Below are 21,069 nucleotides of genomic sequence, written 5' to 3' on the forward strand. Positions count from 1 at the left end.
GCCGCCGAAGCGCCAATATGAATGGCGGCCCCGACATAAGATTTTGCGAATTGAGAGCGGATCAACGGGGCGCGACTGCCTGGCGCACCGCATCGACGAAGTGGGCCTGCATGGGGGTCGGCACCCAGTCGCGACGGGTGGTCATGCCGATGGTGCGCACCGGTGCGCGGGGCGCGGCGATGCGCGCCAGCCAGCCGGCCTCCAGCTCGATCGCTACTTGGTCGGGCGACAGCAGGGTCAGGAAATCGCCCTGCATCAGCATCTGGCGGATGGCGATCACCGATCCGCATTCGATCGGCACCGGCGGCGGCGACATGCCGGCGTCGCGGAACATCCCTTCCCAGAAGGCCCGCAGCGGCGCGCCCGGCGCGGCGATGATCCAGGGATAGCGGGCGAGCGAGGCCATGTCGGGCGCAGCCAGCCGGGCAAGCGGATGGTCGGCACGCGCCATGACCGCCGGCTGATCCTCGAACAGCGGCTCCTGCACCACATCCTCGCCGGGCGAAGGATTGCGCAGCGCGCCGATCAGCAGGTCCAGCTCGCCTTCGCGCAGGGGGCGCAGCAGTTCGGCATGGGAGCCCTCGGCAATGGCGATCTCGAAATGCGGATAGCGGGCATGGAACTGGACCACCGCCTGCGGCAGCAGCCGGGCGCGCGACAAGGGCATGGCGCCGATGGCGATCCGTCCCACTTCCCGTCCCGCGAGCGCCGCCACTTCGTCGAGTCCCGATTGCAATTCGGCGCGCGCGAGCCGGAAATTGCGGGCGAACAGCGCGCCGCGCGGCGTCAGCGCGATCCCCCTGCCCCGCCGGTCGACCAGGCGCTGGCCGAGCGCGAGCGACAGATCGGCGATGGCGCGGTGGAGCGTGGGTTCGGACAGGCCCGTCTCGGTCGCGGCGCCGGCATAGCTTCCCGCGCGGGCCAGCGCGATCAGCGCGTGAAGCTGCGACATGGTGACGCGCGGGCTGCCGATCAGGCGGCGGGCGGCGTCGACGCGGGGGAGCAGCAACCGCGCCACCTCCGTCGCGACCATGCCGTCAGGCTGCCGTTCGAACAGCTTCTGGCCGATCAGGCTTTCGAGCTTGGCGATCGCCTGGGTGATCGCGGGCTGGGTCAGGTTCACCGCCTTGGCCGCCGCGCTGATGCTGCCGGTCCGCATGATCGCGGCCATCGCGTGCAGATGGCGAAGGTTGAGGGCGCGCGGGTCCATACCTCCCAAGGATTAGCAAAAATTTATGCCGCGGTCGATCTTTCCAATTGCGCGGGCAGGACCGCCGCCGCATCTCGCAGTCGGCATTTTTACAGGAGAGCAGCATGGCCGTCGTCGTCCAGAATATCGAGCGGGCGGAACAGTCGGTAATCGACGGGCTGATGAGCGCGGGCGTCGCGACCGTCCACGAGGCGCAGGGGCGCACCGGCCTGATGCTTCCCTATATGCGTCCCATTTATCCCGGCGCGCGAATCGCGGGCAGCGCCGTCACCATCTCCGCCCCTCCAGGCGACAACTGGATGGTGCATGTCGCGATCGAGCAGTTGAAGCCCAGCGACATCATCGTGCTGGCGCCGACCAGCCCCTGCACCGACGGCTATTTCGGCGACCTGCTGGCGACCTCCGCCCAGGCGCGCGGTTGCCGGGGGCTCATCATCGAGGCGGGGGTACGCGATGTCCGCGACCTCACGCAGATGAACTTCCCGGTCTGGTCGCGCGCCGTCCATGCGCAGGGCACGGTCAAGGCGACCTTGGGTTCGGTCAATGTGCCGGTCGTGTGCGCGGCCGCGCTGGTCAATCCGGGCGATGTGGTGATCGCCGACGATGACGGCGTGTGCGTCGTCCCGCGCGAGAACGCGGTCGAAGTGCTCAAGAAAGCGCAGGAGCGCGAGGCGAATGAGGAGGCCAAGCGTCATCGCCTCGCCGCTGGGGAACTGGGCCTCGACATATACGACATGCGCGGCAAGCTCGAGGCGATGGGGCTGAAATATGTCTGAGGGTGTTCGGTGCATGTGGATGCGCGGCGGCACGTCCAAAGGCGGATATTTTCTGAAAGACGATCTGCCCGCCGATACCGCCGAGCGCGATGCGTTCCTGCTCAAGGTCATGGGTTCGCCCGACCCGCGCCAGATCGATGGCATGGGCGGCGCCGACCCGCTGACCAGCAAGGTCGCGGTGGTGTCGAAGTCGGCCCGCGAGGGCGTTGATGTCGACTATCTGTTCCTGCAGGTTTTCGTCGACAGGGCGCTGGTCAGCGACCAGCAGAATTGCGGCAACATCCTCGCCGGCATCGGCCCCTTCGCCATCGAGCGCCGGCTGATCCCCGCAACGGGAGAAGAGACGCGCGTCGCCATCTATATGGAGAATACCGGCCAGATCGCCGTCGCCACGGTGCAGACGCCGGGGGGCAAGCCGACCTATGCCGGCACCGCCACGATCGATGGCGTGCCGGGCAGCCATGCGCTCGTCCCACTCGAATTTCGCGACACCGCCGGTTCCTCCTGCGGCGCGCTGCTGCCGAGCGGCCATGCCGTCGATGTCGTGAACGGCGTGCCGGTGACACTGATCGACAATGGCATGCCCTGCGTCGTCATGAAGGCGAAGGATGTCGGGGCTACTGGCTATGAAAGCCGCGAGGAACTGGACGCCGCCGAGGACCTCAAGGCCAAGATAGAGGCGATCCGCCTCGCCGTCGGGCCGACGATGAACCTGGGCGACGTGACCGACAAATCGGTGCCCAAGATGATGCTGGTCGCCCCGCCCAAACAGGGTGGCGCGGTGACCGTGCGCAGCTTCATCCCGCACCGCGCTCACGCCTCCATCGGTGTGCTCGGCGCGGTCAGCGTCGCCACCGCCTGCCTGATCGAGGGATCGCCGGCGGCCGAGGTGGCGCAGATACCGGATGGCCAGCGTATCACCCTGTCGGTCGAACATCTGACCGGCGAAATGAGCTGCGTCATGGAACTGGACGATGCGGGCGAGGTGCTGACCGCGGGCCTGCTGCGCACTGCCCGCAAGCTGATGGACGGAGAGGTTTTCGCATGAGTGATGCGCGCATCGTCAGCTGGCACGCGAACCCGTCCCGGCCGCTCTATACGCCCCCGCCCGGCGCGGTGGACGCGCATTGCCATGTGTTCGGGCCGATGGCGGAATTCCCGTTCAGCGCGAAGGCCAAATATCTGCCCGAGGATGCCGGGCCGGACCAACTGTTCGCGCTGCGCGAGCATCTGGGCTTCGCGCGCAATGTGATCGTGCAGGCGAGTTGCCATGGCACCGACAATCGCGCGACACTGAACGGCATTGCGAAGTCGAACGGCACCTGTCGCGGCGTCGCCGTGGTCGATCCGGCGATTTCCGATGCGGATCTGGAGGCGCTGCACGCGGGCGGGATGCGGGGCGTGCGCTTCAATTTCCTCAAGCGCCTGGTCGACGATGCGCCGAAGGACAAATTCATCGAAGTCGCCAGGCGCATCCAGCCGCTCGGCTGGCATGTCGTCGTCTATTTCGAGGCGGACATTTTGGAGGAGATGAAGCCCTTCCTCGACGCCCTGCCCGGCACAATCGTCATCGACCATATGGGCCGCCCGGACATGAGCCAGGGGCCGGATGGGGCAGAGCTGAAGGCGTTCCGTAGGCTGCTGGATGCGCGCGAGAGCATTTGGTTCAAGCCGACCTGCCCCGACCGCCTCTCCTCCCAAGCAGATCCGTGGGACGATTTCGCGGCCTGCGTCGCACCCCTGGTGGCCGACTATAGCGACCGCGTCATCTGGGGCACCGACTGGCCACACCCCAACATGCAGGACAAGATTCCCAACGACGGCCATGTCGTCGACATGATCCCTCGCATCGCGCCAACCGTCGAGCTGCAGCAGAAGCTGCTCGTTACGAATCCAACGCGCCTTTATTGGGCATAGAAACTTTCACGTTCAGCCCCGGTGATGTGTGGGTTCGCGGGTAAGCGCGAGCGGCGCATCAGCGATGGGGGCCTGTCCCACACACCAGCGCCGGATAACCGCAAACGCGCAGCGCGACGGCTGGCCTTATTGCAAGTTTGGCTGTTCCAATTATAATATCCGTGTGGCGGGCAGACCTTTTGAGGTCGTGCCAGATGCAAACTGACGAGCATATTCTCCGGATCGGCGAGGTTCTGCGCCGCACAGGATTAAGCCGGGCTACACTCTACCGAAAAATTGCGAAGGGCACGTTTCCGAGGCAGCTTTCGCTCAGCGATAATGCCTCTGGCTGGCACGCGTCCGAAGTGTCGCGTTGGATCAATAATCCGATGGCTTACAGAGCCGTCGCCGAGCCGTCGGGTTGACGAGAGCGCCTAGACGGCTTCGAAAGCATTGCATGCATGAAGGCGCAACGCCGCCCATGCCGCGCATGTGCCCTCATCTCGATGGACGATACCTCCTCCCGGACGTCGCCCGGTTGCGCCGCGCATGCCGGCGCTCTAGCCTGGGGCGGAACATCAATCCCTGAAAGCGTGCCTGTTGCCGATGCCTCCTGCTGCCTTGCGTTATGTCGTTCCGCTGATTGCCCTTCTGCCATGCTCCGTCCTCGCCTTGCCTGCCAGCGCGCCGAAACCGGGCCAAACCCGCGTGGCGATCGAAACCTCGCTCGGCACCATCATCGTGGCGACGGACGATCGCCGGGCACCGATAACCTCCGCCAATTTCCTGACCTATGTCGATGACGGCCGGTTCGACGGCGTCACCTTCTATCGCGCGGCGCGGCGCAAGAGCGATCCAAAGCTGGGGCTGATCCAGGGCGGCATCGATACCGATGCGCGCCGTTCGCTGCCGCCGATCCGCCATGAGCCGACGACGCGGACGGGGATCAGGCATCTGGACGCAACACTGTCCATGGCGCGGCCCAACCGCGCCAATTCCGCGATGGGCAATTTCTTCATCACCATAGGGCCGACGCCGAACATGGACGCGCGGGGCGATTATATCGGCTATGCCGCCTTCGGCCATGTCGTCGCGGGCATGGATGTGGTGAAGCGCATCCTGGCCGTGCCGACCTGCTGCGGATCGGGCCCGATGCGCGGTCAGATGATCGTCAAGCCGGTCAGGATCATCCGTGCGAAGCGGCTCGACGGCAAGCCGCATCCGACCCGCGGGGTGAAGCCATGGCTGCTAGGCCTCAAGCGGAAGATTTAGCGCCTTTTCCCGGCAGGTAGAATCATCTGCTGCCTGGGAATCCGTTCCGGGCGGCGGTCCACCGGCCCGGCTTGCGCAAATCGCTTGGGGACGGCAATGCTGCGCCCCGCCCGATGATTGCCGCTGGACTGGGGAACGGCGCCATGGGCATGCAGTCAGTCGCTCATGTCCGGATCACGCCCCTGACGCCTGTCGAGCCATCGCATGGCGGGTGTGACGGTTAGGCCGTGGAGCAGGATCGACATCAGTGCGGTCAGGCCGATGATCGCCCACAGGCGGCTGGCCTCTCCCACCTTCATCTGGTTCAGACCATAGGCCAGATAGTAGAAAGATCCGACGCCCCTTATGCCGAAGAAGGCGATGGTCAGCTTTTCGACCCGATCCGCCCTGAAGCCGGCCAGACCCACAAGACCCGTCACCGGACGAACGATCAACAGGATCAGCAGCACCAGCACGATGTCGGACAGGCGCAACGGCGACAGGAGACCGCCGATCAGCGCGCCGCCGAACAGAAGCAGGAGAGCCATCATCGAAAGGCGCTCCACCTGTTCGGTAAGGTCATGCATCTGCACGTTGAACGCATGGTCGCGATGCGACGCGCGCAGGGTCAGCGCCGTCACGAAGACCGCCAGGAAGCCATAGCAGTTGAGGATTTCGGTCAGGCCATAGGACAGGAAGGTGGCGGCTATGGCGATCAGGCCGTCTCCGGTCCGGGCAAGCTTCGTCTCGGCCGGAATGTGGAAGGTCAGCCATCCGAACAGCTTTCCGACGGCCCAGCCGCCGCCCACGCCGACGACGATCTCCCACAGCACGTTCAGGCCAAGCCATTTTCCGAACCATGGCTCCCCCATATTCCCCGTCAAGGCGAGCGCGATGGCGAGGTGGACGAAGGGAAAGGCAAGGCCGTCGTTCAGGCCTGCCTCCGATGTCAGGCCGAAGCGGACTTCATCTTCCTCGCCCGTGCGCGGCGGGCCGACCTGGACATCGGCGGCCAGCACCGGGTCGGTGGGGGCGAGGCTGGCGGCCAGCAGCAGGGCGATGGCCCAGGGAAGACCGAGCAGCACGCCCCCCAACAGCGTGATGAGCGCGATGCCCAGCGGCATGGTGATGGCGAGCAGCCGCCAGGTCACCATCCAGCGCCGCCAGTCGAACGGCCGGTCCAGCTTCAATCCCGCGCCCATCAGGGCGATGATCACGACCAGTTCGGTAAAATGTTCGGTCACATCCGGATATTCCAGCGGCGACGGCCGGAATTCGATGCCGGGGATGCAGAATATCGCGGCGCCGATCAGGATGCAGACGATGGGCAGCGACAGTGGCAGCTTCCTCAAGGCCAGCGGCAGCCATGCGACCAGGACTATCAGCAGCCCCGCGCCCGTCAGGACCAGAATATAGGGTTCGGGCGCGGTGAACGGCATTTCCATGGGGGGGCAACGCGCCGCCGCCGCCGGCGTTGCCGCGACATGGCCCGGCGGTCCGCCCCTTCGTCCCGGAAGGTCAGCTTGCCGCGGCCAGCGCCCGGTCGATGTCGACCAATATGTCGTCGATATGCTCTATCCCGATGGAAAGCCGCACATAGCCGGGCGACACGCCGGTCGCCATCTGCTCCGCTTCGTTCAACTGCGAATGGGTCGTGGACGCTGGATGGATCGCCAGGCTGCGCGCGTCACCGATATTGGCGACATGGTAGAAAAGCTCCAGCGCATCGATGAAGCGGCGACCAGCCTCCATGCCGCCGGCAAGCTCGAACCCGACGAGCCCGCCCTTGCCTCCGGTCAGATAATGCTCCGCAAGGGCCCGGGCGCGGCCATCCTGTTGCGAGGGGTGGATGACCCTGGTCACGGCGGGGTGGCGCGCCAGATGTTCGGCCACCCTGACCGCATTGGCGCAATGCCGTTCCATCCGCAGCGCCACGGTCTCGATACCCTGGATCAGCTGAAACGCATTGAAGGGGGACAATGCCGCGCCCAGGTCGCGCAGCAGGATGACCCGCGCCCGCAGGATATAGGCGATCGGACCGAGGGGCTTTGCCGCCTCTGCCCATATCGCGCCATGGTAGGAAGGGTCGGGCGTGTTCAGCAGCGGCTGTCGTTCGGGATGAGCGGCCCAGTCGAAATTCCCGCCATCGACGATCAGGCCGCCGATCGACGTGCCATGTCCGCCAAGATATTTCGTCGCGGAATAGACGATAATGGCCGCGCCGTGATCCAGCGGACGGCACAGCAGCGGAGCGGCCGTGTTGTCCATGATGAGCGGGATGCCTCGTTCCCGGCCAATGGCGGCGACCTCCGCGATCGGGAACACCTCCAGCTTGGGATTGGGCAGGGTTTCGGCATAGTAGGCGCGCGTACGATCGTCGGTGGCCCGCCGGAAATCTTCCGGATCGGCCGGATCGACGAAGCGCACTTCGATCCCCTGGTCCTTCAGCGTGTTCGCGAACAGATTATAGGTGCCGCCATAGAGCGCCGTCGAACTGACGATATTGTCGCCGGCCCGCGCCAGATTCTGGATCGCATAGGCCGACGCCGCCTGTCCCGACGCCACGGCCAGCGCGGCGGCGCCTCCCTCCAGCGCCGTGACGCGCTTTTCCAGCACATCGGTGGTCGGATTCATGATCCGCGTGTAGATATTGCCCATTTCCTGCAGCGCGAAGAGCGAGGCCGCATGCTCCGCGTCGCGAAACTGATAGGATGTCGTCTGGTGGATCGGCACCGCAACGGAGCCCGTCGCTGGATCGGCCCGCCATCCCGCATGAACGGCAAGGGTTTCCGGATTCGGCTTGTTCGTGGACATTGGGGCTCCGCAGCATCGTTGATCCGGCGTCAGGGTGACGGTGCGGCCCGGCAAAAACAAGAGGCTGCGTCACGCGCGGCGGTCAGGGGAGCCGGCCAGCTCCGCCTTCCGGCGCGCCGGAAGGCGGAGCTGGCCGCGAAGCGCCGGTCATGCCGTGGCCGCGGCTTCCCGCTCCTGCCTGAACCAGCGCGAAAGCAGGAACAGCACAGCGGCGATATAGAGGCCCGCGCCGGGAACCCACATCAGCAGCCCGGCAAGCTGCTGGTCCTCCAGCGGCGTCAATCCCCAGGCCAAGCTGCTGATGAAATGCGGGGAATAGACCGCCACGCTCGAAAAGGTCAGCAACGCGCCCAGCAGGCCCATCTGGAGCATGGTGGCCAGAAGAGCGGTCACCGCCAGAGGAAGCGGCGCGGCCATGACCCCACGCCACAGCGCCAGCGCGGTCAGCAGCAGGCTTCCCTGCATCGTCCAGTAGACGGCATGATCGGAAAGCGCGGCGGCATAGGCGCCGGGGATATGCCACGACCATAAAGCGGCCGCATGCAGGCAGGTCCATAAGGCCACGCCGCCCGCGGCTCGCCGCTCGGCAAAAGCCATGGCCAGCAAGGGGGCGGCAATCGATGTCAGGACGAGATGGTGCAGGGTCCGGGCCGAAAACAGGGCGGATGTCAATGCGCATAGGGGGGAGATGAACAGAAATGCGAGCAACAGGATCGCGGACAAGGACCGGCTTTTCCCGTCCGCGGACCGCAGCCGGAGGCTCGCCATGATGGCAAGCCCGAACGCTGCCAGCAGCACCGGATCGAAGTTCCAGCGGGTCAGCAGGTCCACGGGCGCCGGTGCGGGGCCGCAATAGGGTATCCATCCTGATCCCGGCTCCACGCGCTGCCTCCGTGCGAAATTGCGGATCGTCCTTTAACCGCTCGCGCCGGGGCTGGTTCCCGGACGCGGCGTCGTGCATCGCGCGGCTGCGCTATCGTCGCAGCAGGACGCTCCCGACCTTGTCTCCATTGGACCGCCGCATCACGCAATGGGACGGCTGGTGCTGCTGGATGGCGTTCAGGATCGCAGCGGCATTCCCCCGCGACACGGGGGACCAGAATGGCGGCGTGGTGAAGGAAATCTCCAGATTCTCGGCGGCAGCGCGTTTGACGATCGAGCGAATCAGGGCGTTCTTATGGTCCGACATTCATGTCCCCCCAGCGATGTTCATGCGCCCGTCATGCGGCTTTGCCCGCATTTTCATGGTTAATTCCGTCAACTGGCCACAAACGGCAGGCTGGCCATTTTGTTCCGCACCTGCGAAGAAAATTCTTTCGGCCATGTTTGCGGGGAACAGGGCAGCGCGGGCAACCCGCGCATTCGGCCTTCACCATAGCACGCCATCGACCGGTTCCACCGGGGCGGGCGGCGGCAGATCGATGGACTGGTACAGGTCCGCTTCGATCACGGTCGTGATGCTGTCGAGCGGCAGGTCATGGACGCTGTTGCCGAACGGATCGACCAGATCGTCCCCGATCTGGAGCACCGCCAGATACATGAAGCCGGCGACCGCCGATCCGATCGGCGTCGCCGCGCCCAGCGTCTCCACCAGCCCGATCGGCAGCAGGATGCAGAAAAGCCGGGTGAAGAATTGCGGGAAGGCACGATATTGGGCAGGTAGCGGAGTATTCTTGATCCGCTCCATGCCGCCCTGCGCATTGGCCATGTCCACCAGCACGGCTTCGATCCGGCCTTGCTGGATAGTGTCGATCCATCCCCGCCGCACCAGACCGGCGACACGGCGTCCGCTGCCCTCCAGCACGCCGTTGGCGGGATTGCGCCGGGCCAGTTCCGGATGATCGCCCGGGCCCAATATGCGGTGGATGTCCCCGCCCGTTTCCAGCCGCCGCAACTGCCGGCGCAGCGTGTGGACATAGGCCACCTGGCGCAGCACCAGTTCACGTCCCAGGGCCTGCGCCTCCTCCTCTTCGGGCAGGAAGGCCAGCACCGCGCGGGCGAAGCTGCGCGACGCATTGACCATCGCGCCCCACAATATGCGCGCTTCCCACCAGCGCTGATAGGCCGAATTGACACGCACGCCGAGCACCAGCGCAAGCGCCGTGCCGAAGATGGTAAGCGGCAGGGCGGGAGCCCTGAACGGCGAGATGAAGTAGAAGATGGTGACCGCCAGGTCCCAGAAGAAGAGCGCGACCAGCACGCTCCAGGCTCGCTCGAAACCCTGACGGATACGTGGGGCGGTACCGATGATCATGAGAGGTTACGAAACGGCACCGTCATGTTCGTCCAGCTTCAGCCAGGCGTTGCGCAATGCAAGGCTGCCGAATATGCCGACGGCTTTCAGCGTCGTGGCTTCCAGGGTCGGCACGCCATCGAGCAGCGCCAGGACAAGGCAGCCCAGGCCCAGGAGCATGGCGGCATAGATGGGCAGCGCCTCCAGGTCGTTCCATCCGATGGGGGCAAGGGCGTCGGCGCGGGAAAGCCGGATCGGCGGCATGACGGAAACTCCTCTTCCAGATGCGGGGATTTCCGCGAAAATGATGCGTTGCGAAAGGCGCGGTCAACGCTTCCCGCGCCGTGCAACCCAGTCTTGCGTCAGGGTGAAACGAGCAAAAAACGCTAACAGTCCGGGCTTATTTCAGAGACGCGGCAATGAAAACATACGGCCTTGCAACCCGACTTCCGTTGCATCGCACCATGCCGTGCCTAGCTTGTCCCCATGCCTGATCGCTTTGCCGAGATCGAATCCTTCGTGACGATCGCCCAATCCAACAACCTGTCGGAGGCGGCGCGGCGTCTGGGCCTGTCGCTGGCCGCGACCAGCCGCCGCCTGTCCCAACTGGAACAGCGGCTGGGGGTGCTGCTCGTCCGCCGCAACAGCCGGCATTTCAGCCTGACGGACGAAGGATCGCTGCTGTATGAACGGGCAGGCCACGCCTTGACCGCAATCGAGGAGGCGGAAACCGATCTGATGCGCCGGTCGACGGAGGCGAGCGGCACGCTGCGCATCGTCACGACCATCGACGCGGGGCGGGCGCGCCTGGCGCCGCTCTTCCACGAATATGCGCTGCTGCATCCCGACGTCACCGTGCATCTGGAAACGTCGGATCAGCCAGCGACCAGCATGATCGGCAGCGGGCACGACATCGCCATCTGCTTCGATCCGCCAGCCGACAGCGCACTGATGATGAAGCGGCTGGCGGACAATCCCCGGCTGCTCTGCGCCGCCCCCGCCTATCTCGACCGGCGCGGGCGCCCGTCGCGGACAGCCGATCTCGCGGGACACAACAAGATCGTCGTGGGCGCGTCGCAGGGCGAGCTGTGGCGAAGGATCATGGGTGGCGCGGCAGGATGGCGGCTGACGCTGAACACCAATGATGCCGAACTGGCGCGCGCCTGGGCGCTGGAGGGGTCGGGCATCGGCATCAAGTCGCTGTGGGATGTGCGGGAGGATCTGGAGAACGGCCGGCTGGAGCCGGTGCTGCCCGACCTGTCGCTGCCGCCCTCGACCATCGCGGCGCTCTATCTGCCGGGGCAGTTGAATTCACCCAAGGTCCGCTCGTGCCTCAACTTTCTCGCACGCCGCCTGCGCGGATCATGACGCCTTCTCCGTCGATCCCGCCTTTCATCGATGGGATCGAACGGGCAGGACGCCCCTATTTCACCGCCTCCTCCCGCTCCCGCGCGAGCCGCGTCGCCAGCAGTCGGCGTGACCGCCCGGCATAGCGGCGGCAGGCGCCGGGCGAGCCGTCATACCGCCCAGGACCGGCATTGTCCGGATGCGCGGCAATCAATATGTCGCACTTCAACATGCCCATGCGCCTGTAGCTGACAGCAAAACCTCTGACGATCGCGGCGCTGGAAGGCGCGGTAAAGCGGTAATCGTCGGCCGACACCGGGTTGAGGCTGGACGCGAAGACGATCTCCTTGCACGCCCTGCCCTCACAGGCGTTCCAGCTCCACGTCATGCTGCCCATCGTATGGCCGGGCGTCGCATGCGCCTTGATGGATATGCGGCCCAGCCTCAGGACTTCTCCGTCATCCATGATGCGCAGCCGCGACACCGCCGGCCAGGTGCCGCCATAATCGAATTGCGGATCGTCCTTCGCAAGTGCGCCGGCCCGCAGGCCCTCGGCGGCGCGCCGGCTGGCCACCACCGTGGCGCGGGTGGCGCGCGCCAGGGCCGCGAAGCCGCCGGCATGATCATAATGCGGCTCGGTACTCAGAATAAATTTGATGTCTTTGGGATCGAACGCCAGCTTGCGGACATGCCTCAGGATCATCGGCGCCGCCTGCGGGAGCGCACCGTCGATCAGGACGAGGCCCGCCCCCGTGTCGATCAGCACGACGCTCAGGCCGCCGAAACCCACCAGATAGCTGCTGCCGAAAATCTTCTCCGGCGGCAGAGGCGCAAGCCACTCCCCGGCTCTTTCCACCGCCATCGGGCGGGTCAAGGGGTCGTCCGCAGGCAAGGGCGCATGGGGTTCCGTCCTGACAGGGGCTGACGCGGAACTCACCGCCAGCGATGCGGCCATGGCCATCGATGCGATCATCTTCATCTCCCTTCCCTGCCGGGATGCCGATGGATGCTTTCGCGCACAAAGCATGATTTCTCGACAAAGCCATGAGAATAATTGATGACGGGCCATGGATCGCGCCCAACTTCCCCTGAACGCCCTGCGTGCCTTCGAAGCGGCGGCGCGCCACCTTAATTTCACCCGCGCGGCGATCGAGCTTTGCGTCAGTCAGGGGGCGGTCAGTCATCATGTCGCGCAGCTTGAGCGCCGCCTTGGCGTCCGCCTCTTTCACCGCCTGCCGCGTGGGCTGGCGCTCACGGACGAGGGGCATGCGCTCGTGCCCGTGCTGGCGGAGGCGTTCGACCGCGTGGGCGCGACGCTCGACCAATATGCCGGCGGCCGCTTTCGCGAGATGTTGAAGGTCGGCGTCGTCGGCACGTTCGCGACCGGCTGGCTGTTGCCGCGACTGGACGCCTTTGCCCGCGCCCACCCCGCCATCGACCTCCGCATTTCGACCAACAACAATCGCGTCGACCTGGCGGGAGAAGCGCTGGATTTCGCCATTCGCTTCGGTGACGGCGCATGGCATGGCACCCATGCCGAACCCTTGTTCGAAGCACCGCTGACGCCGCTTTGCGCGCCGGCCATGGCGGCGCGGCTCAGCGCACCTGCAGACCTCATCCATGAACGCTTGTTGCGTTCCTACCGGCCGGACGAATGGGCGCTCTGGTTCGGGGCCGCGGGCGTTGCCGCCCCGCTTCTGCGCGGGCCCGTTTTCGACAGTTCGGCACTGATGGTCTCCGCCGCCATGGCCGGCCTGGGCGTGGCGCTGGCGCCGCCCGTCATGTTCATGCGCGAACTCGCCTCGGAACTGCTCGTCCAGCCCTTCCCGATCATGATCGACGCGGGCCGTTATTGGCTCACGCGCCTCATCTCCCGTCCTGAAAGCGACGCGATGCGGCGCTTTCGCGAATGGCTTGCGGACAGCGGCGGGGCAGAAGCGCCGACCGCGCCATAGCACCGGATTCCGGCCCGGACATGGAGCCTTGTCCACCCCATCGAAATCGTCCAGATTTCCGTCGAACCGATGGCGGAGAACAGATGATGGGCTTTCAGGCGGCGCTTCCACGCATCCTTCGCGTCGGCGGCGGCGTGTCCGGCGAACTCGCCCCGCTATTGGCGACATTGGGGCTGTCGCGGCCTCTGATTGTCACAGACCGCTTCCTGAAGGACGGTGGGCGAGCGGATGCCCTGATGGACGAACTGCACAAGGCGGGCATGGCCGCCCGCATATTTGCCGACACCCTGCCCGAACCGACCGCCGCCTCCATCGAGGAGGCCCGCGCCTTTCTGGAGGAGGGCGATCATGACTGCGTCGTCGGCTTCGGCGGCGGAAGCCCGATCGACAGCGCGAAGGCGATCGCGGTGCTCGCCGTCCATGGCGGCGTCTGCCGCGACTATAAGGTGCCCCATGTCCAGGACGCGCCCGGCCTTCCCGTCATTGCGATACCCACTACGGCCGGCACCGGATCGGAAGCGACGCGCTTCACCATCGTCACGGATGAGACGACGGACGAAAAGATGCTGCTGGCCGGCCTCGCCTATCTGCCGACAGCCGCCCTGGTCGATTTCGAACTGACGCTGACGATGCCGCCGCGCCTGACCGCCGACACCGGGATCGATGCGCTGACCCATGCCATCGAAGCCTATGTGTCGCGCCGGGCCAATCCCTTTTCGGACAGCTTCGCGCTATCGGCCATGCGCGCCATCGCGCCGCATCTGCAACGCGTATGGGCGGACCCGGAAGACCGCCCCGCACGCGAGGCGATGATGTTCGGTTCGACCCAGGCCGGCATCGCCTTCTCCAACGCCAGCGTGGCGCTGGTTCATGGCATGAGCCGGCCGATCGGGGCGCATTTCCACGTGCCGCACGGCCTTTCCAATGCGATGCTGCTGCCGGCTGTCACCGCCTTTTCGGCGCCGGGCGCCCTTCGGCGCTATGCCGATTGCGCGCGGGCCATGGGCGTCGCCGCGGCGGAGGAGGGCGACCAGGGCGCCGTCGGCAAGCTGATCGAGGATCTGACCCGCATCATCGAGGAACTCCGCGTCCCCACGCCCGCCGCCTACGGCATAGACGCCGGTAAATGGGACGCGCTGCTGCCGCTGATGGCGGAGCAGGCGCTCGCTTCCGGATCGCCCGGCAACAACCCCATCGTGCCGGACGCGGACGAAATCCAGGCGCTTTATCGCCAGGCCTGGGGGCCTTGATCCGGGGCGCGACGCTGGTCGTAGCCATGCATGTCCCGATCCGGCACAACCCTATGTTAACCATCTTTAACCCTTAGCTTCGGGCGATCGGTCGCATAGGGTCGGCGCATGAAAAAGCTCAGCATTCTCTTCGCCGCCAGTGTTGCCGCCCTTGCAGCCTCGCCCGGCCTCGCTTCTCCCGTCGCGGGCACGGACGCGCTGCGCGAATGGAATCTGATCGTCCTTGGCAACCTCGATTCCTCTTCCGAAGTGGAAGGCAGAACCTTCGTGGGCGGCGACCTGACCGGCACGTCGTCCAATTATCAGATCGGCACGCCGACCGCCTCCCCCACCGGTCAGCCCGGCCTGACCGTGGTCGGCAACGTCACGGGCGGCGTCAAGAACCTGAACAACGGATCGGGCGCCGTCATCGGCGGCAATGTCGATAGCGGGTTCAACCTCAATGGCCCCAGCCAGACGGTGAAGGTCGGCGGAACGATCAACAACACCAACGTCAACCAGAATGTGGTGCAGTCCGGACTGGCCGGTTCGGACCCCGCCTTCATCGGCAATCTGACCGCTCAGGGAGCGACCCTGGCCGGCAGCATGAAACAATTGTCCGCGACCCTGTCGGGCCTTTCCCCGAACAGCCAGATGGACATCAGCGGCAATCGGGCGACTTTCAACGCGGCCCCCGATGCGGACGGTCTGGCGGTCTTTTCGATCACGGCGGCCGACCTCAATTCCATCGGGGAAATCGCCTTCCATCTGAATGGCGCGGATACGGCCATCGTCAATGTGAGCGGGGCGTCGATCAACCTGAACGACAATTTCCTGGGCGGCACCGCGGGACTGGGCGAACATGTCATCTGGAACTTTGGCGATGCACAGAATCTGGACCTGACGACCAGTTGGGGCGGCTCCGTCCTGGCGCCGTGGGCGGCCGCCCATAGCAGCAATTACATTCAGGGATCGGCTGTGTTCGGCAGCCTCGATCAGGACGGGGAAATGCATCTGGGCACCTATAATGGCGGGTATAATCCACCGGTGACGCCGCCCGGCGGCAGTTCGGGAGCAACGCCGGTTCCCGAAGGTCCGGCATGGCTGCTTTTCATCTTAGGGGCCGGTGCGCTGTTTTTCGCAAGGCGGCGGCGTCGTTCGGCAGCGGCCGGGGGAATGTAAGGCCGGCGTCTCCTGTCTTCGTCATTGCGTGGAAGCGATCTTTTGTTCAGTTTCGCGCCGGATGATGAAAGAAGATGATCGGCAGGACCGTCCCATGGCCCGACATATCGCGTTTCACCGCAAACATCCCGTCGCCGCCACGCTGGTGACGCTGGCGCTGTCGGCAATCGGCCTGGGCGGGACTCTCTGGGCCTGCGCCGACTCTTCCTGCTCGCCCGGCTGGCAATTGGCTTCCCCCGATTATGATTGCGGCGGACGCGCGGCGATCAGCCCGGGCAACGATACGCGGATCAACATCCTGCTGCTCATGCGAAGCCTGAGGCCCGTGGACGGCCCTCGCCCAGGCGCGGCGACCGATGTGAACAATCCGCAATTCGGTGGAACCTTCATGACATGGCCCGGCCTGCGCGCCGCCTTCTGGCCGGAAGCTGCAAGGGACAGCCAGGGCGATGGCGCTGCGGCGAACGGCCATGCGACCGACTGCGCGGCTTCCGCTGAAGCCACCGCAGCCTTCAATGCCGCGCTGGCCGTCGAGACCGGCCTGCCGGAGGCGGAACGCACCGAACTGGCGCGGCTGCGCGCACAGACCGGTTGCGGCACGGCCGATTGGGGAAATGCCGCGATCTCCAGCAGGCCGGGCCGCGAATATCTATCCTATCTGAAAGCGGCAGAGGCCTTCCACAAGGGCGACTGGCAGGTTGCGCGAGACAGCTTCGGTCCATTGACCCGCGCCCGCAGCCAATGGGTCGCGGAAACAGCGAAATATATGCCGATCCGTATCGGCCTGCGCGCGGCGGTGGCCCAGGCGGCCGATGAATATGGCGATTTCGCTGGCCCCGAAAAGGTCGATCGCGCCGCGGTCGCGGAGGCGGGCAACGCCATTTCCGCTTATTTCAAGGCTTATCCCAGGGGCCGCTATGCCGCATCGGCCGAAGGGCTGATGCGCCGCGTGGCGTGGTTGAGCGGGGACATGGCGACGCTTGCCCGCAGCTATGAAAAGCTGCTGGCCACGGTGCCCGGCGACGATGAGGCAGCAGCCGATCTTGCAGAGGAGATCGACATCAAGCTGCTGGAACGTCAGGATGCGAGCCGGATCATCGGCAGCCAGAACGGAACGCCGCTGCTGCTGGCCGTGGCCGATCTCAAGCGGATGCGGCGGCAGGGCGCCGATCCGGCCGTCCTGTCTGCCGCCGAGCTGGCGGCGCAAAAGAGCCAGTTCACCGCCTATGCCGATCTTTACGGGCTGCTCCAGGCCAGCAGGCTCTATTATGCCGGGGACGATCCTAAGGCGATCCTGGCGCTGCTGCCCGATGCGGCGCGCAGCAGCCGCTTCACGCCGCTTGCTTTCAGCCGGCAGATGCTGCGCGGCATGGCCCTTGGTCGAACGCGCGATCCCAACGAGGCGGGGTTCTGGCGCGATCTGCTGCGTGGGGCGAACCCGCTTTATGAGCGGCCGTTGGTGGAAATGGGGCTTGCTGTCCGCTGGCAGCGCGATGGACGGCTGGAGCAGGTCTTCGCGCCCGGATCGCCTGTCACGGACAGCATGACCCGGGCGATTTTGCTGCAAACCCTGGCAAGCCCATCCATCCTGCGTGCGGCGGCGAATGATGGCACGCGTCCAGTGCGCGAGCGGGACGTGGCGCGCTTCACCTTGCTCTACAAGGATTTGACGAGAGGCGCTTTTGGCGATTTCACCGGCGATCTTACGCTGGTGCCCGCCAGCGCGGGAAGCGAGGGCGGGATATGGGACTTCTCCCAGCAGGACATGATTCCGGTGGGGCTGTTCCGAAAGGGCAGATGGTCGGACGGCTTTCCTTGCCCCAGCATAGCGCAAACCGCCGCGACTCTCGCGCACGCTCCCGCCAATGCAAAGGCGCGGTTGTGTTTGGGCGATTTCTATCGGCTGAACGGTTTCGATGGCTTCAGCCTGTTCAAGGCAGGTGGCGACAGGTTCAGCCTCGGCAATGGGCCGGACGGCTTTTCCGGCCGCCCGCTGTCTCGCGCGGACATTTATGCCGCGATCATCGCGGACAAGGGAGCGGCGGCTGAAGACCGGGCCTATGCCCTGTATCGTGCCGTGATGTGCTATGCGCCGTCTGGCTTTAACGGCTGTACCGGGCCCTATCGCAGCTATGAGGAATTGGAGGCGGCGCAGGCACCTCAAGCCGATCGCAAGGCGTGGTTCACCGAGTTAAAGCAGCGCTATCCCGACAGCCGATGGGCAAAGTCCCTGCGTTATTATTGGTGAACATGCGTGCAAGCGGATGGTCGATGGCGTTGCTGGCGCTGCTGACGTTGACCGGCTGTCAGCGCGAGACGGAGGCGGAGCGTGTCGATCCGGCTGGCTATGAGGCATTCTATCTCTGGCCTGGCGTGCGTCCGGCAACGCATGTCCAGGCGAAGATCCTCTACCTTCTTGACGGAGAGGTTCGGCGTCGGGGACCGGCCCGGCTTGAAAAGCTGCGCATGGGAATGCCCCGGTTGCCGGGCAAGAAGATCTGGCTGGTCGTCAGGGCCGATCGGCTGGATTGGAATGATGCTGTTTACAAGACGATCTTCGACGATCTGCATCGCTGGCGCGAGGCAGGCAATGAGGTTGTCGGACTCCAGATCGATTTCGATGCCGCTACGCGCGGGATCGGCGGCTATGGCAACTTTCTGCGTGATTTGCGGCAACGCCTGCCCCACCATTGGCGGCTGTCGATCACCGGCCTGATGGACTGGAGCGCCCATGGCGACCCGCAGGCCCTGGCAAGACTCGCCGGCCTGGTCGATGAGGTTGTGGTCCAAACCTACCAGGGTCGCACCACCATCCCCGGCTATGAGGATTATTTTCGCCGGATGGAAAGCTTCCCCATTCCCTTCCGCGTGGCATTGATCGAGGGCGGAGCATGGCAGGCACCGCCTATGCTATCGCGTCATCCGCAATTCAAAGGCTATGTGGTGTTCTTGCTATCCCGGAACAGCTCTGACGGCCATTGATTCTCAACCGGTTCCTTCCAGGAAATCTACCAGGTTTGGAGGGTGGGTTTGAGGTATGATTTGGGCTGGTGGTTTGCCGGTTGCCAGCGCGGCCTGAGGGGCTGCGCTTGGGGGCATTGCGCCTGGGCGCAGGAGATTGCGAATGGGTTAATGTGAAGCGCGAGCTATAATGCCTGGCGACGCCCTACTCTTCCGGGGCTTGAGCCACAGTACCATCGGCGCAGACTGGTTTCACGTCCGAGTTCGGGAAGGGATCGGGTGGGTCACAGACGCTATGGTCACCAAGCAATAGAGCTTGCGCTTCGGGTTTTAATCGGTGCCGTGCACTTGGTCGTTTCGGTTGAGAAACGCGTCATCAAATGAGTTGGTTTGTTTATCTGGCATGAGGTTGATCACCACGCTCGATGGCTGACGCTGGTTTTATCCAGTGTTGTCATTGATGGTGGGACTTTCAGGCGCGATCAGAGCAATTAGGACCGGTTAGCTCCATATGTTACCACACTTCTACATCCGGCCTATCAAGGTCGTGGTCTACGACCGCTCGAAGAAATCTTATCTTGAGGGAGGCTTCCCGCTTAGATGCTTTCAGCGGTTATCCCGTCCATGCATAGCTACCCTGCTGCGCCCTTGGCAGGACGACAGGTACACCAGAGGCATGTTCAACCCGGTCCTCTCGTACTAGGGTCAACTCCTCTCAAATTTCGACGCCCACGGCAGATAGGGACCAAACTGTCTCGCGACGTTCTGAACCCAGCTCACGTACCACTTTAATTGGCGAACAGCCAAACCCTTGGGACCTGCTCCAGCCCCAGGATGTGATGAGCCGACATCGAGGTGCCAAACGATTCCGTCGATATGAGCTCTTGGGAATCATCAGCCTGTTATCCCCGGCGTACCTTTTATCCGTTGAGCGATGGCCCTTCCACGAGGGACCACCGGATCACTATGACCGACTTTCGTCTCTGCTCGACTTGTCAGTCTCGCAGTCAGGCGGGCTTATGCCATTGCACTCTAACAGACGGTTTCCAACCGTCCTGAGCCCACCATCGCGCGCCTCCGTTACTCTTTAGGAGGCGACCGCCCCAGTCAAACTACCCGCCACAGAGGGTCCCTGCACCGGATGACGGTGCGAGGTTAGACATCAGAAAACAACAGGGTGGTATTTCACCTATGGCTCCACGCGGGCTGGCGCCCACGCTTCAAAGCCTCCCACCTATGCTACACAGTTCTTTCCTAATGCCACTCTGAAGCTGCAGTAAAGGTGCACGGGGTCTTTCCGTCTAACCGCGGGTACTCCGCATCTTCACGGAGAATTCAATTTCGCTGAGCATATCCTGGAGACAGTGGGGAAGTCGTTACGCCATTCGTGCAGGTCGGAACTTACCCGACAAGGAATTTCGCTACCTTAGGACCGTTATAGTTACGGCCGCCGTTTACCTGGGCTTCAATTCAGAGCTTGCACTCCTCCTCTTAACCTTCAGGCACCGGGCAGGCGTCAGGCCCTATACGTCGTCTTGAAGCCGACTTAGCAGAGCCCTGTGTTTTTGCTAAACAGTCGCTACCCCCTGGCCTGTGCCCCCCACAAGTGCTTGCGCATATGTGGGGCCTCCTTCTTCCGAAGGTACGGAGGCAATTTGCCGAGTTCCTTCAGGATACTTCTCTCAAACGCCTTGGTATACTCTACCATTCCACCTGTGTCGGTTTAGGGTACGGTCTATACGGTGGGGCTATTTCCTGGGACAACTTCCCTGCCCGGACCAATCCAATAAGGCCGAACAAGTTACGCCATCCGTCACACACCACCAGGCCCACGAATATTAACGTGGTTCCCATCGACTACCCCCTTCGGGCTCGTCTTAGGGGCCGGCTTACCCTGCTCAGATTAGCTTTAAGCAGGAACCCTTGGAATTTCGGCGACAGTGCATCTCACACTGTTAATCGCTACTCATGTCTGCATTCGCACTTCCGATACCTCCACGGTCGGTTACCCTCCCGCTTCAACGGCCTACGGAACGCTCCGCTACCGCTCAGCACAAAGTGCTGAACCCTAAGCTTCGGTGCACGTCTTGAGCCCCGTTACATCTTCGCCGCAGGATCTCTTATTTAGACCAGTGAGCTGTTACGCTTTCTTTAAAGGATGGCTGCTTCTAAGCCAACCTCCTGGTTGTTTTGGAAATCCCACATGCTTTCCCAC

19 protein-coding genes and 2 rRNA genes (1 of these 21 only partly in view) are annotated in these 21,069 nt (G+C 64.3%); 11 read left to right on the forward strand and 10 right to left on the reverse strand.

The genetic code is table 11. The features are described from left to right. Positions 1-61: 61 nt before the first annotated feature. Positions 62-1,210, reverse strand: coding sequence for a LysR family transcriptional regulator (locus LDB29_RS24685; protein WP_257557362.1), 1,149 nt, complete (start codon positions 1,208-1,210; stop codon positions 62-64). Positions 1,211-1,314: 104 nt separating this feature from the next. On the opposite strand from LDB29_RS24685, the gene ligK reads away from it, so the two are divergent. From ligK to LDB29_RS24710, 5 genes are all read left to right on the forward strand, one after another. After that, the gene (gene ligK, locus LDB29_RS24690; RefSeq protein ID WP_257557364.1) at positions 1,315-1,986 is read left to right on the forward strand and encodes a 4-carboxy-4-hydroxy-2-oxoadipate aldolase/oxaloacetate decarboxylase; all 672 of its coding nucleotides are present in this window, start codon (positions 1,315-1,317) and stop codon (positions 1,984-1,986) included. After that, complete coding sequence (locus tag LDB29_RS24695; protein ID WP_257557366.1) at positions 1,979-3,034, forward strand: 4-oxalomesaconate tautomerase; 1,056 nt, start codon at positions 1,979-1,981, stop codon at positions 3,032-3,034. Before ligK ends, LDB29_RS24695 begins: the two co-directional genes overlap by 8 nt. Then, complete coding sequence (locus LDB29_RS24700; protein ID WP_257557368.1) at positions 3,031-3,903, forward strand: amidohydrolase family protein; 873 nt, start codon at positions 3,031-3,033, stop codon at positions 3,901-3,903. The genes LDB29_RS24695 and LDB29_RS24700 overlap by 4 nt, the downstream gene beginning before the upstream one ends. A 194-nt stretch (positions 3,904-4,097) precedes the next feature. Then, positions 4,098-4,307 (forward strand): AlpA family transcriptional regulator, encoded by a 210-nt coding sequence (locus LDB29_RS24705; protein WP_257557370.1) that lies wholly within the window; start codon positions 4,098-4,100, stop codon positions 4,305-4,307. 181 nt (positions 4,308-4,488) lie between these two features. Then, positions 4,489-5,154 carry a peptidylprolyl isomerase gene (locus LDB29_RS24710; RefSeq protein ID WP_044660868.1) on the forward strand — a complete coding sequence of 222 codons (666 nt, stop codon included), beginning with the start codon at positions 4,489-4,491 and terminating at the stop codon, positions 5,152-5,154. A 155-nt stretch (positions 5,155-5,309) separates the two neighbouring features. Here the strand turns inward: LDB29_RS24710 and LDB29_RS24715 are convergent, their stop codons facing one another. From LDB29_RS24715 to LDB29_RS24740, 6 genes are all read right to left on the reverse strand, one after another. Then, the gene (locus tag LDB29_RS24715) at positions 5,310-6,572 is read right to left on the reverse strand and encodes a cation:proton antiporter (RefSeq protein ID WP_373886380.1); all 1,263 of its coding nucleotides are present in this window, start codon (positions 6,570-6,572) and stop codon (positions 5,310-5,312) included. Positions 6,573-6,651: 79 nt separating this feature from the next. After that, positions 6,652-7,947 carry an O-acetylhomoserine aminocarboxypropyltransferase/cysteine synthase family protein gene (locus LDB29_RS24720; protein ID WP_257557374.1) on the reverse strand — a complete coding sequence of 432 codons (1,296 nt, stop codon included), beginning with the start codon at positions 7,945-7,947 and terminating at the stop codon, positions 6,652-6,654. A gap of 147 nt (positions 7,948-8,094) precedes the next feature. After that, positions 8,095-8,829, reverse strand: a complete 735-nt coding sequence (locus LDB29_RS24725; RefSeq protein WP_257557376.1) for a cytochrome c oxidase assembly protein — start codon at positions 8,827-8,829, stop codon at positions 8,095-8,097. A 91-nt stretch (positions 8,830-8,920) separates the two neighbouring features. Next, on the reverse strand, positions 8,921-9,136 hold the full coding sequence (locus tag LDB29_RS24730; protein ID WP_025546858.1) for a hypothetical protein: 216 nt from the start codon (positions 9,134-9,136) through the stop codon (positions 8,921-8,923). A 180-nt stretch (positions 9,137-9,316) separates the two neighbouring features. Continuing rightward, a complete protein-coding gene (locus tag LDB29_RS24735; RefSeq protein WP_048575613.1) occupies positions 9,317-10,201 on the reverse strand; it encodes a bestrophin family protein in 885 nt (294 codons plus the stop codon). 6 nt (positions 10,202-10,207) lie between these two features. Continuing rightward, entirely contained in the window at positions 10,208-10,444 is a 237-nt protein-coding gene (locus LDB29_RS24740; RefSeq protein ID WP_025546856.1) for a hypothetical protein, read from the reverse strand. Positions 10,445-10,666: 222 nt separating this feature from the next. On the opposite strand from LDB29_RS24740, the gene LDB29_RS24745 reads away from it, so the two are divergent. After that, positions 10,667-11,548, forward strand: a complete 882-nt coding sequence (locus LDB29_RS24745) for a LysR family transcriptional regulator (protein ID WP_257557377.1) — start codon at positions 10,667-10,669, stop codon at positions 11,546-11,548. Positions 11,549-11,603: 55 nt separating this feature from the next. Here LDB29_RS24745 and bla read toward each other — a convergent pair whose 3' ends face one another. After that, entirely contained in the window at positions 11,604-12,500 is an 897-nt protein-coding gene (gene bla / locus LDB29_RS24750) for a subclass B3 metallo-beta-lactamase (RefSeq protein ID WP_257557378.1), read from the reverse strand. A 94-nt stretch (positions 12,501-12,594) separates the two neighbouring features. Here bla and LDB29_RS24755 point away from each other — a divergent pair, with 94 nt between their 5' ends. The 5 genes from LDB29_RS24755 (at position 12,595) to LDB29_RS24775 (ending at position 18,875) form a co-directional block, all read left to right on the forward strand. Beyond that, positions 12,595-13,482: a LysR family transcriptional regulator gene (locus LDB29_RS24755; RefSeq protein WP_044660874.1), complete on the forward strand. Its 888-nt coding sequence runs from the start codon at positions 12,595-12,597 to the stop codon at positions 13,480-13,482. An 83-nt stretch (positions 13,483-13,565) separates the two neighbouring features. Next, complete coding sequence (locus LDB29_RS24760) at positions 13,566-14,732, forward strand: iron-containing alcohol dehydrogenase (RefSeq protein WP_257557381.1); 1,167 nt, start codon at positions 13,566-13,568, stop codon at positions 14,730-14,732. 108 nt (positions 14,733-14,840) lie between these two features. Next, positions 14,841-15,893 carry a choice-of-anchor A family protein gene (locus LDB29_RS24765; protein WP_257557382.1) on the forward strand — a complete coding sequence of 351 codons (1,053 nt, stop codon included), beginning with the start codon at positions 14,841-14,843 and terminating at the stop codon, positions 15,891-15,893. A 94-nt stretch (positions 15,894-15,987) separates the two neighbouring features. Next, positions 15,988-18,141: a hypothetical protein gene (locus tag LDB29_RS24770; protein ID WP_257557383.1), complete on the forward strand. Its 2,154-nt coding sequence runs from the start codon at positions 15,988-15,990 to the stop codon at positions 18,139-18,141. 23 nt (positions 18,142-18,164) lie between these two features. After that, complete coding sequence (locus LDB29_RS24775) at positions 18,165-18,875, forward strand: DUF3142 domain-containing protein (protein WP_257557385.1); 711 nt, start codon at positions 18,165-18,167, stop codon at positions 18,873-18,875. Between the two features lie 171 nt (positions 18,876-19,046). Here LDB29_RS24775 and rrf read toward each other — a convergent pair. After that, positions 19,047-19,161 (reverse strand): 5S ribosomal RNA (rrf, locus tag LDB29_RS24780). 164 nt (positions 19,162-19,325) lie between these two features. Continuing rightward, positions 19,326-21,069 (reverse strand): 23S ribosomal RNA (locus LDB29_RS24785) (it continues 1,054 nt past the right edge of the window).

This window comes from Sphingobium sp. CFD-2, assembly GCF_024611135.1.
GTDB lineage: Bacteria > Pseudomonadota > Alphaproteobacteria > Sphingomonadales > Sphingomonadaceae > Sphingobium > Sphingobium fuliginis.

What these genes read in the sequence shown, in the direction of transcription:
- LDB29_RS24685 (WP_257557362.1), bottom strand. Translation starts at nt 1,210, where the DNA reads ATGGACCCGCGCGCCCTCAACCTTCGCCATCTGCACGCGATGGCCGCG.
- ligK (WP_257557364.1), top strand. Translation starts at nt 1,315, where the DNA reads ATGGCCGTCGTCGTCCAGAATATCGAGCGGGCGGAACAGTCGGTAATC.
- LDB29_RS24695 (WP_257557366.1), top strand. Translation starts at nt 1,979, where the DNA reads ATGTCTGAGGGTGTTCGGTGCATGTGGATGCGCGGCGGCACGTCCAAA.
- LDB29_RS24700 (WP_257557368.1), top strand. Translation starts at nt 3,031, where the DNA reads ATGAGTGATGCGCGCATCGTCAGCTGGCACGCGAACCCGTCCCGGCCG.
- LDB29_RS24705 (WP_257557370.1), top strand. Translation starts at nt 4,098, where the DNA reads ATGCAAACTGACGAGCATATTCTCCGGATCGGCGAGGTTCTGCGCCGC.
- LDB29_RS24710 (WP_044660868.1), top strand. Translation starts at nt 4,489, where the DNA reads ATGCCTCCTGCTGCCTTGCGTTATGTCGTTCCGCTGATTGCCCTTCTG.
- LDB29_RS24715 (WP_373886380.1), bottom strand. Translation starts at nt 6,572, where the DNA reads ATGCCGTTCACCGCGCCCGAACCCTATATTCTGGTCCTGACGGGCGCG.
- LDB29_RS24720 (WP_257557374.1), bottom strand. Translation starts at nt 7,947, where the DNA reads ATGTCCACGAACAAGCCGAATCCGGAAACCCTTGCCGTTCATGCGGGA.
- LDB29_RS24730 (WP_025546858.1), bottom strand. Translation starts at nt 9,136, where the DNA reads ATGTCGGACCATAAGAACGCCCTGATTCGCTCGATCGTCAAACGCGCT.
- LDB29_RS24735 (WP_048575613.1), bottom strand. Translation starts at nt 10,201, where the DNA reads ATGATCATCGGTACCGCCCCACGTATCCGTCAGGGTTTCGAGCGAGCC.
- LDB29_RS24740 (WP_025546856.1), bottom strand. Translation starts at nt 10,444, where the DNA reads ATGCCGCCGATCCGGCTTTCCCGCGCCGACGCCCTTGCCCCCATCGGA.
- LDB29_RS24745 (WP_257557377.1), top strand. Translation starts at nt 10,667, where the DNA reads ATGCCTGATCGCTTTGCCGAGATCGAATCCTTCGTGACGATCGCCCAA.
- bla (WP_257557378.1), bottom strand. Translation starts at nt 12,500, where the DNA reads ATGATCGCATCGATGGCCATGGCCGCATCGCTGGCGGTGAGTTCCGCG.
- LDB29_RS24755 (WP_044660874.1), top strand. Translation starts at nt 12,595, where the DNA reads ATGGATCGCGCCCAACTTCCCCTGAACGCCCTGCGTGCCTTCGAAGCG.
- LDB29_RS24760 (WP_257557381.1), top strand. Translation starts at nt 13,566, where the DNA reads ATGATGGGCTTTCAGGCGGCGCTTCCACGCATCCTTCGCGTCGGCGGC.
- LDB29_RS24765 (WP_257557382.1), top strand. Translation starts at nt 14,841, where the DNA reads ATGAAAAAGCTCAGCATTCTCTTCGCCGCCAGTGTTGCCGCCCTTGCA.
- LDB29_RS24770 (WP_257557383.1), top strand. Translation starts at nt 15,988, where the DNA reads ATGGCCCGACATATCGCGTTTCACCGCAAACATCCCGTCGCCGCCACG.
- LDB29_RS24775 (WP_257557385.1), top strand. Translation starts at nt 18,165, where the DNA reads ATGGCGTTGCTGGCGCTGCTGACGTTGACCGGCTGTCAGCGCGAGACG.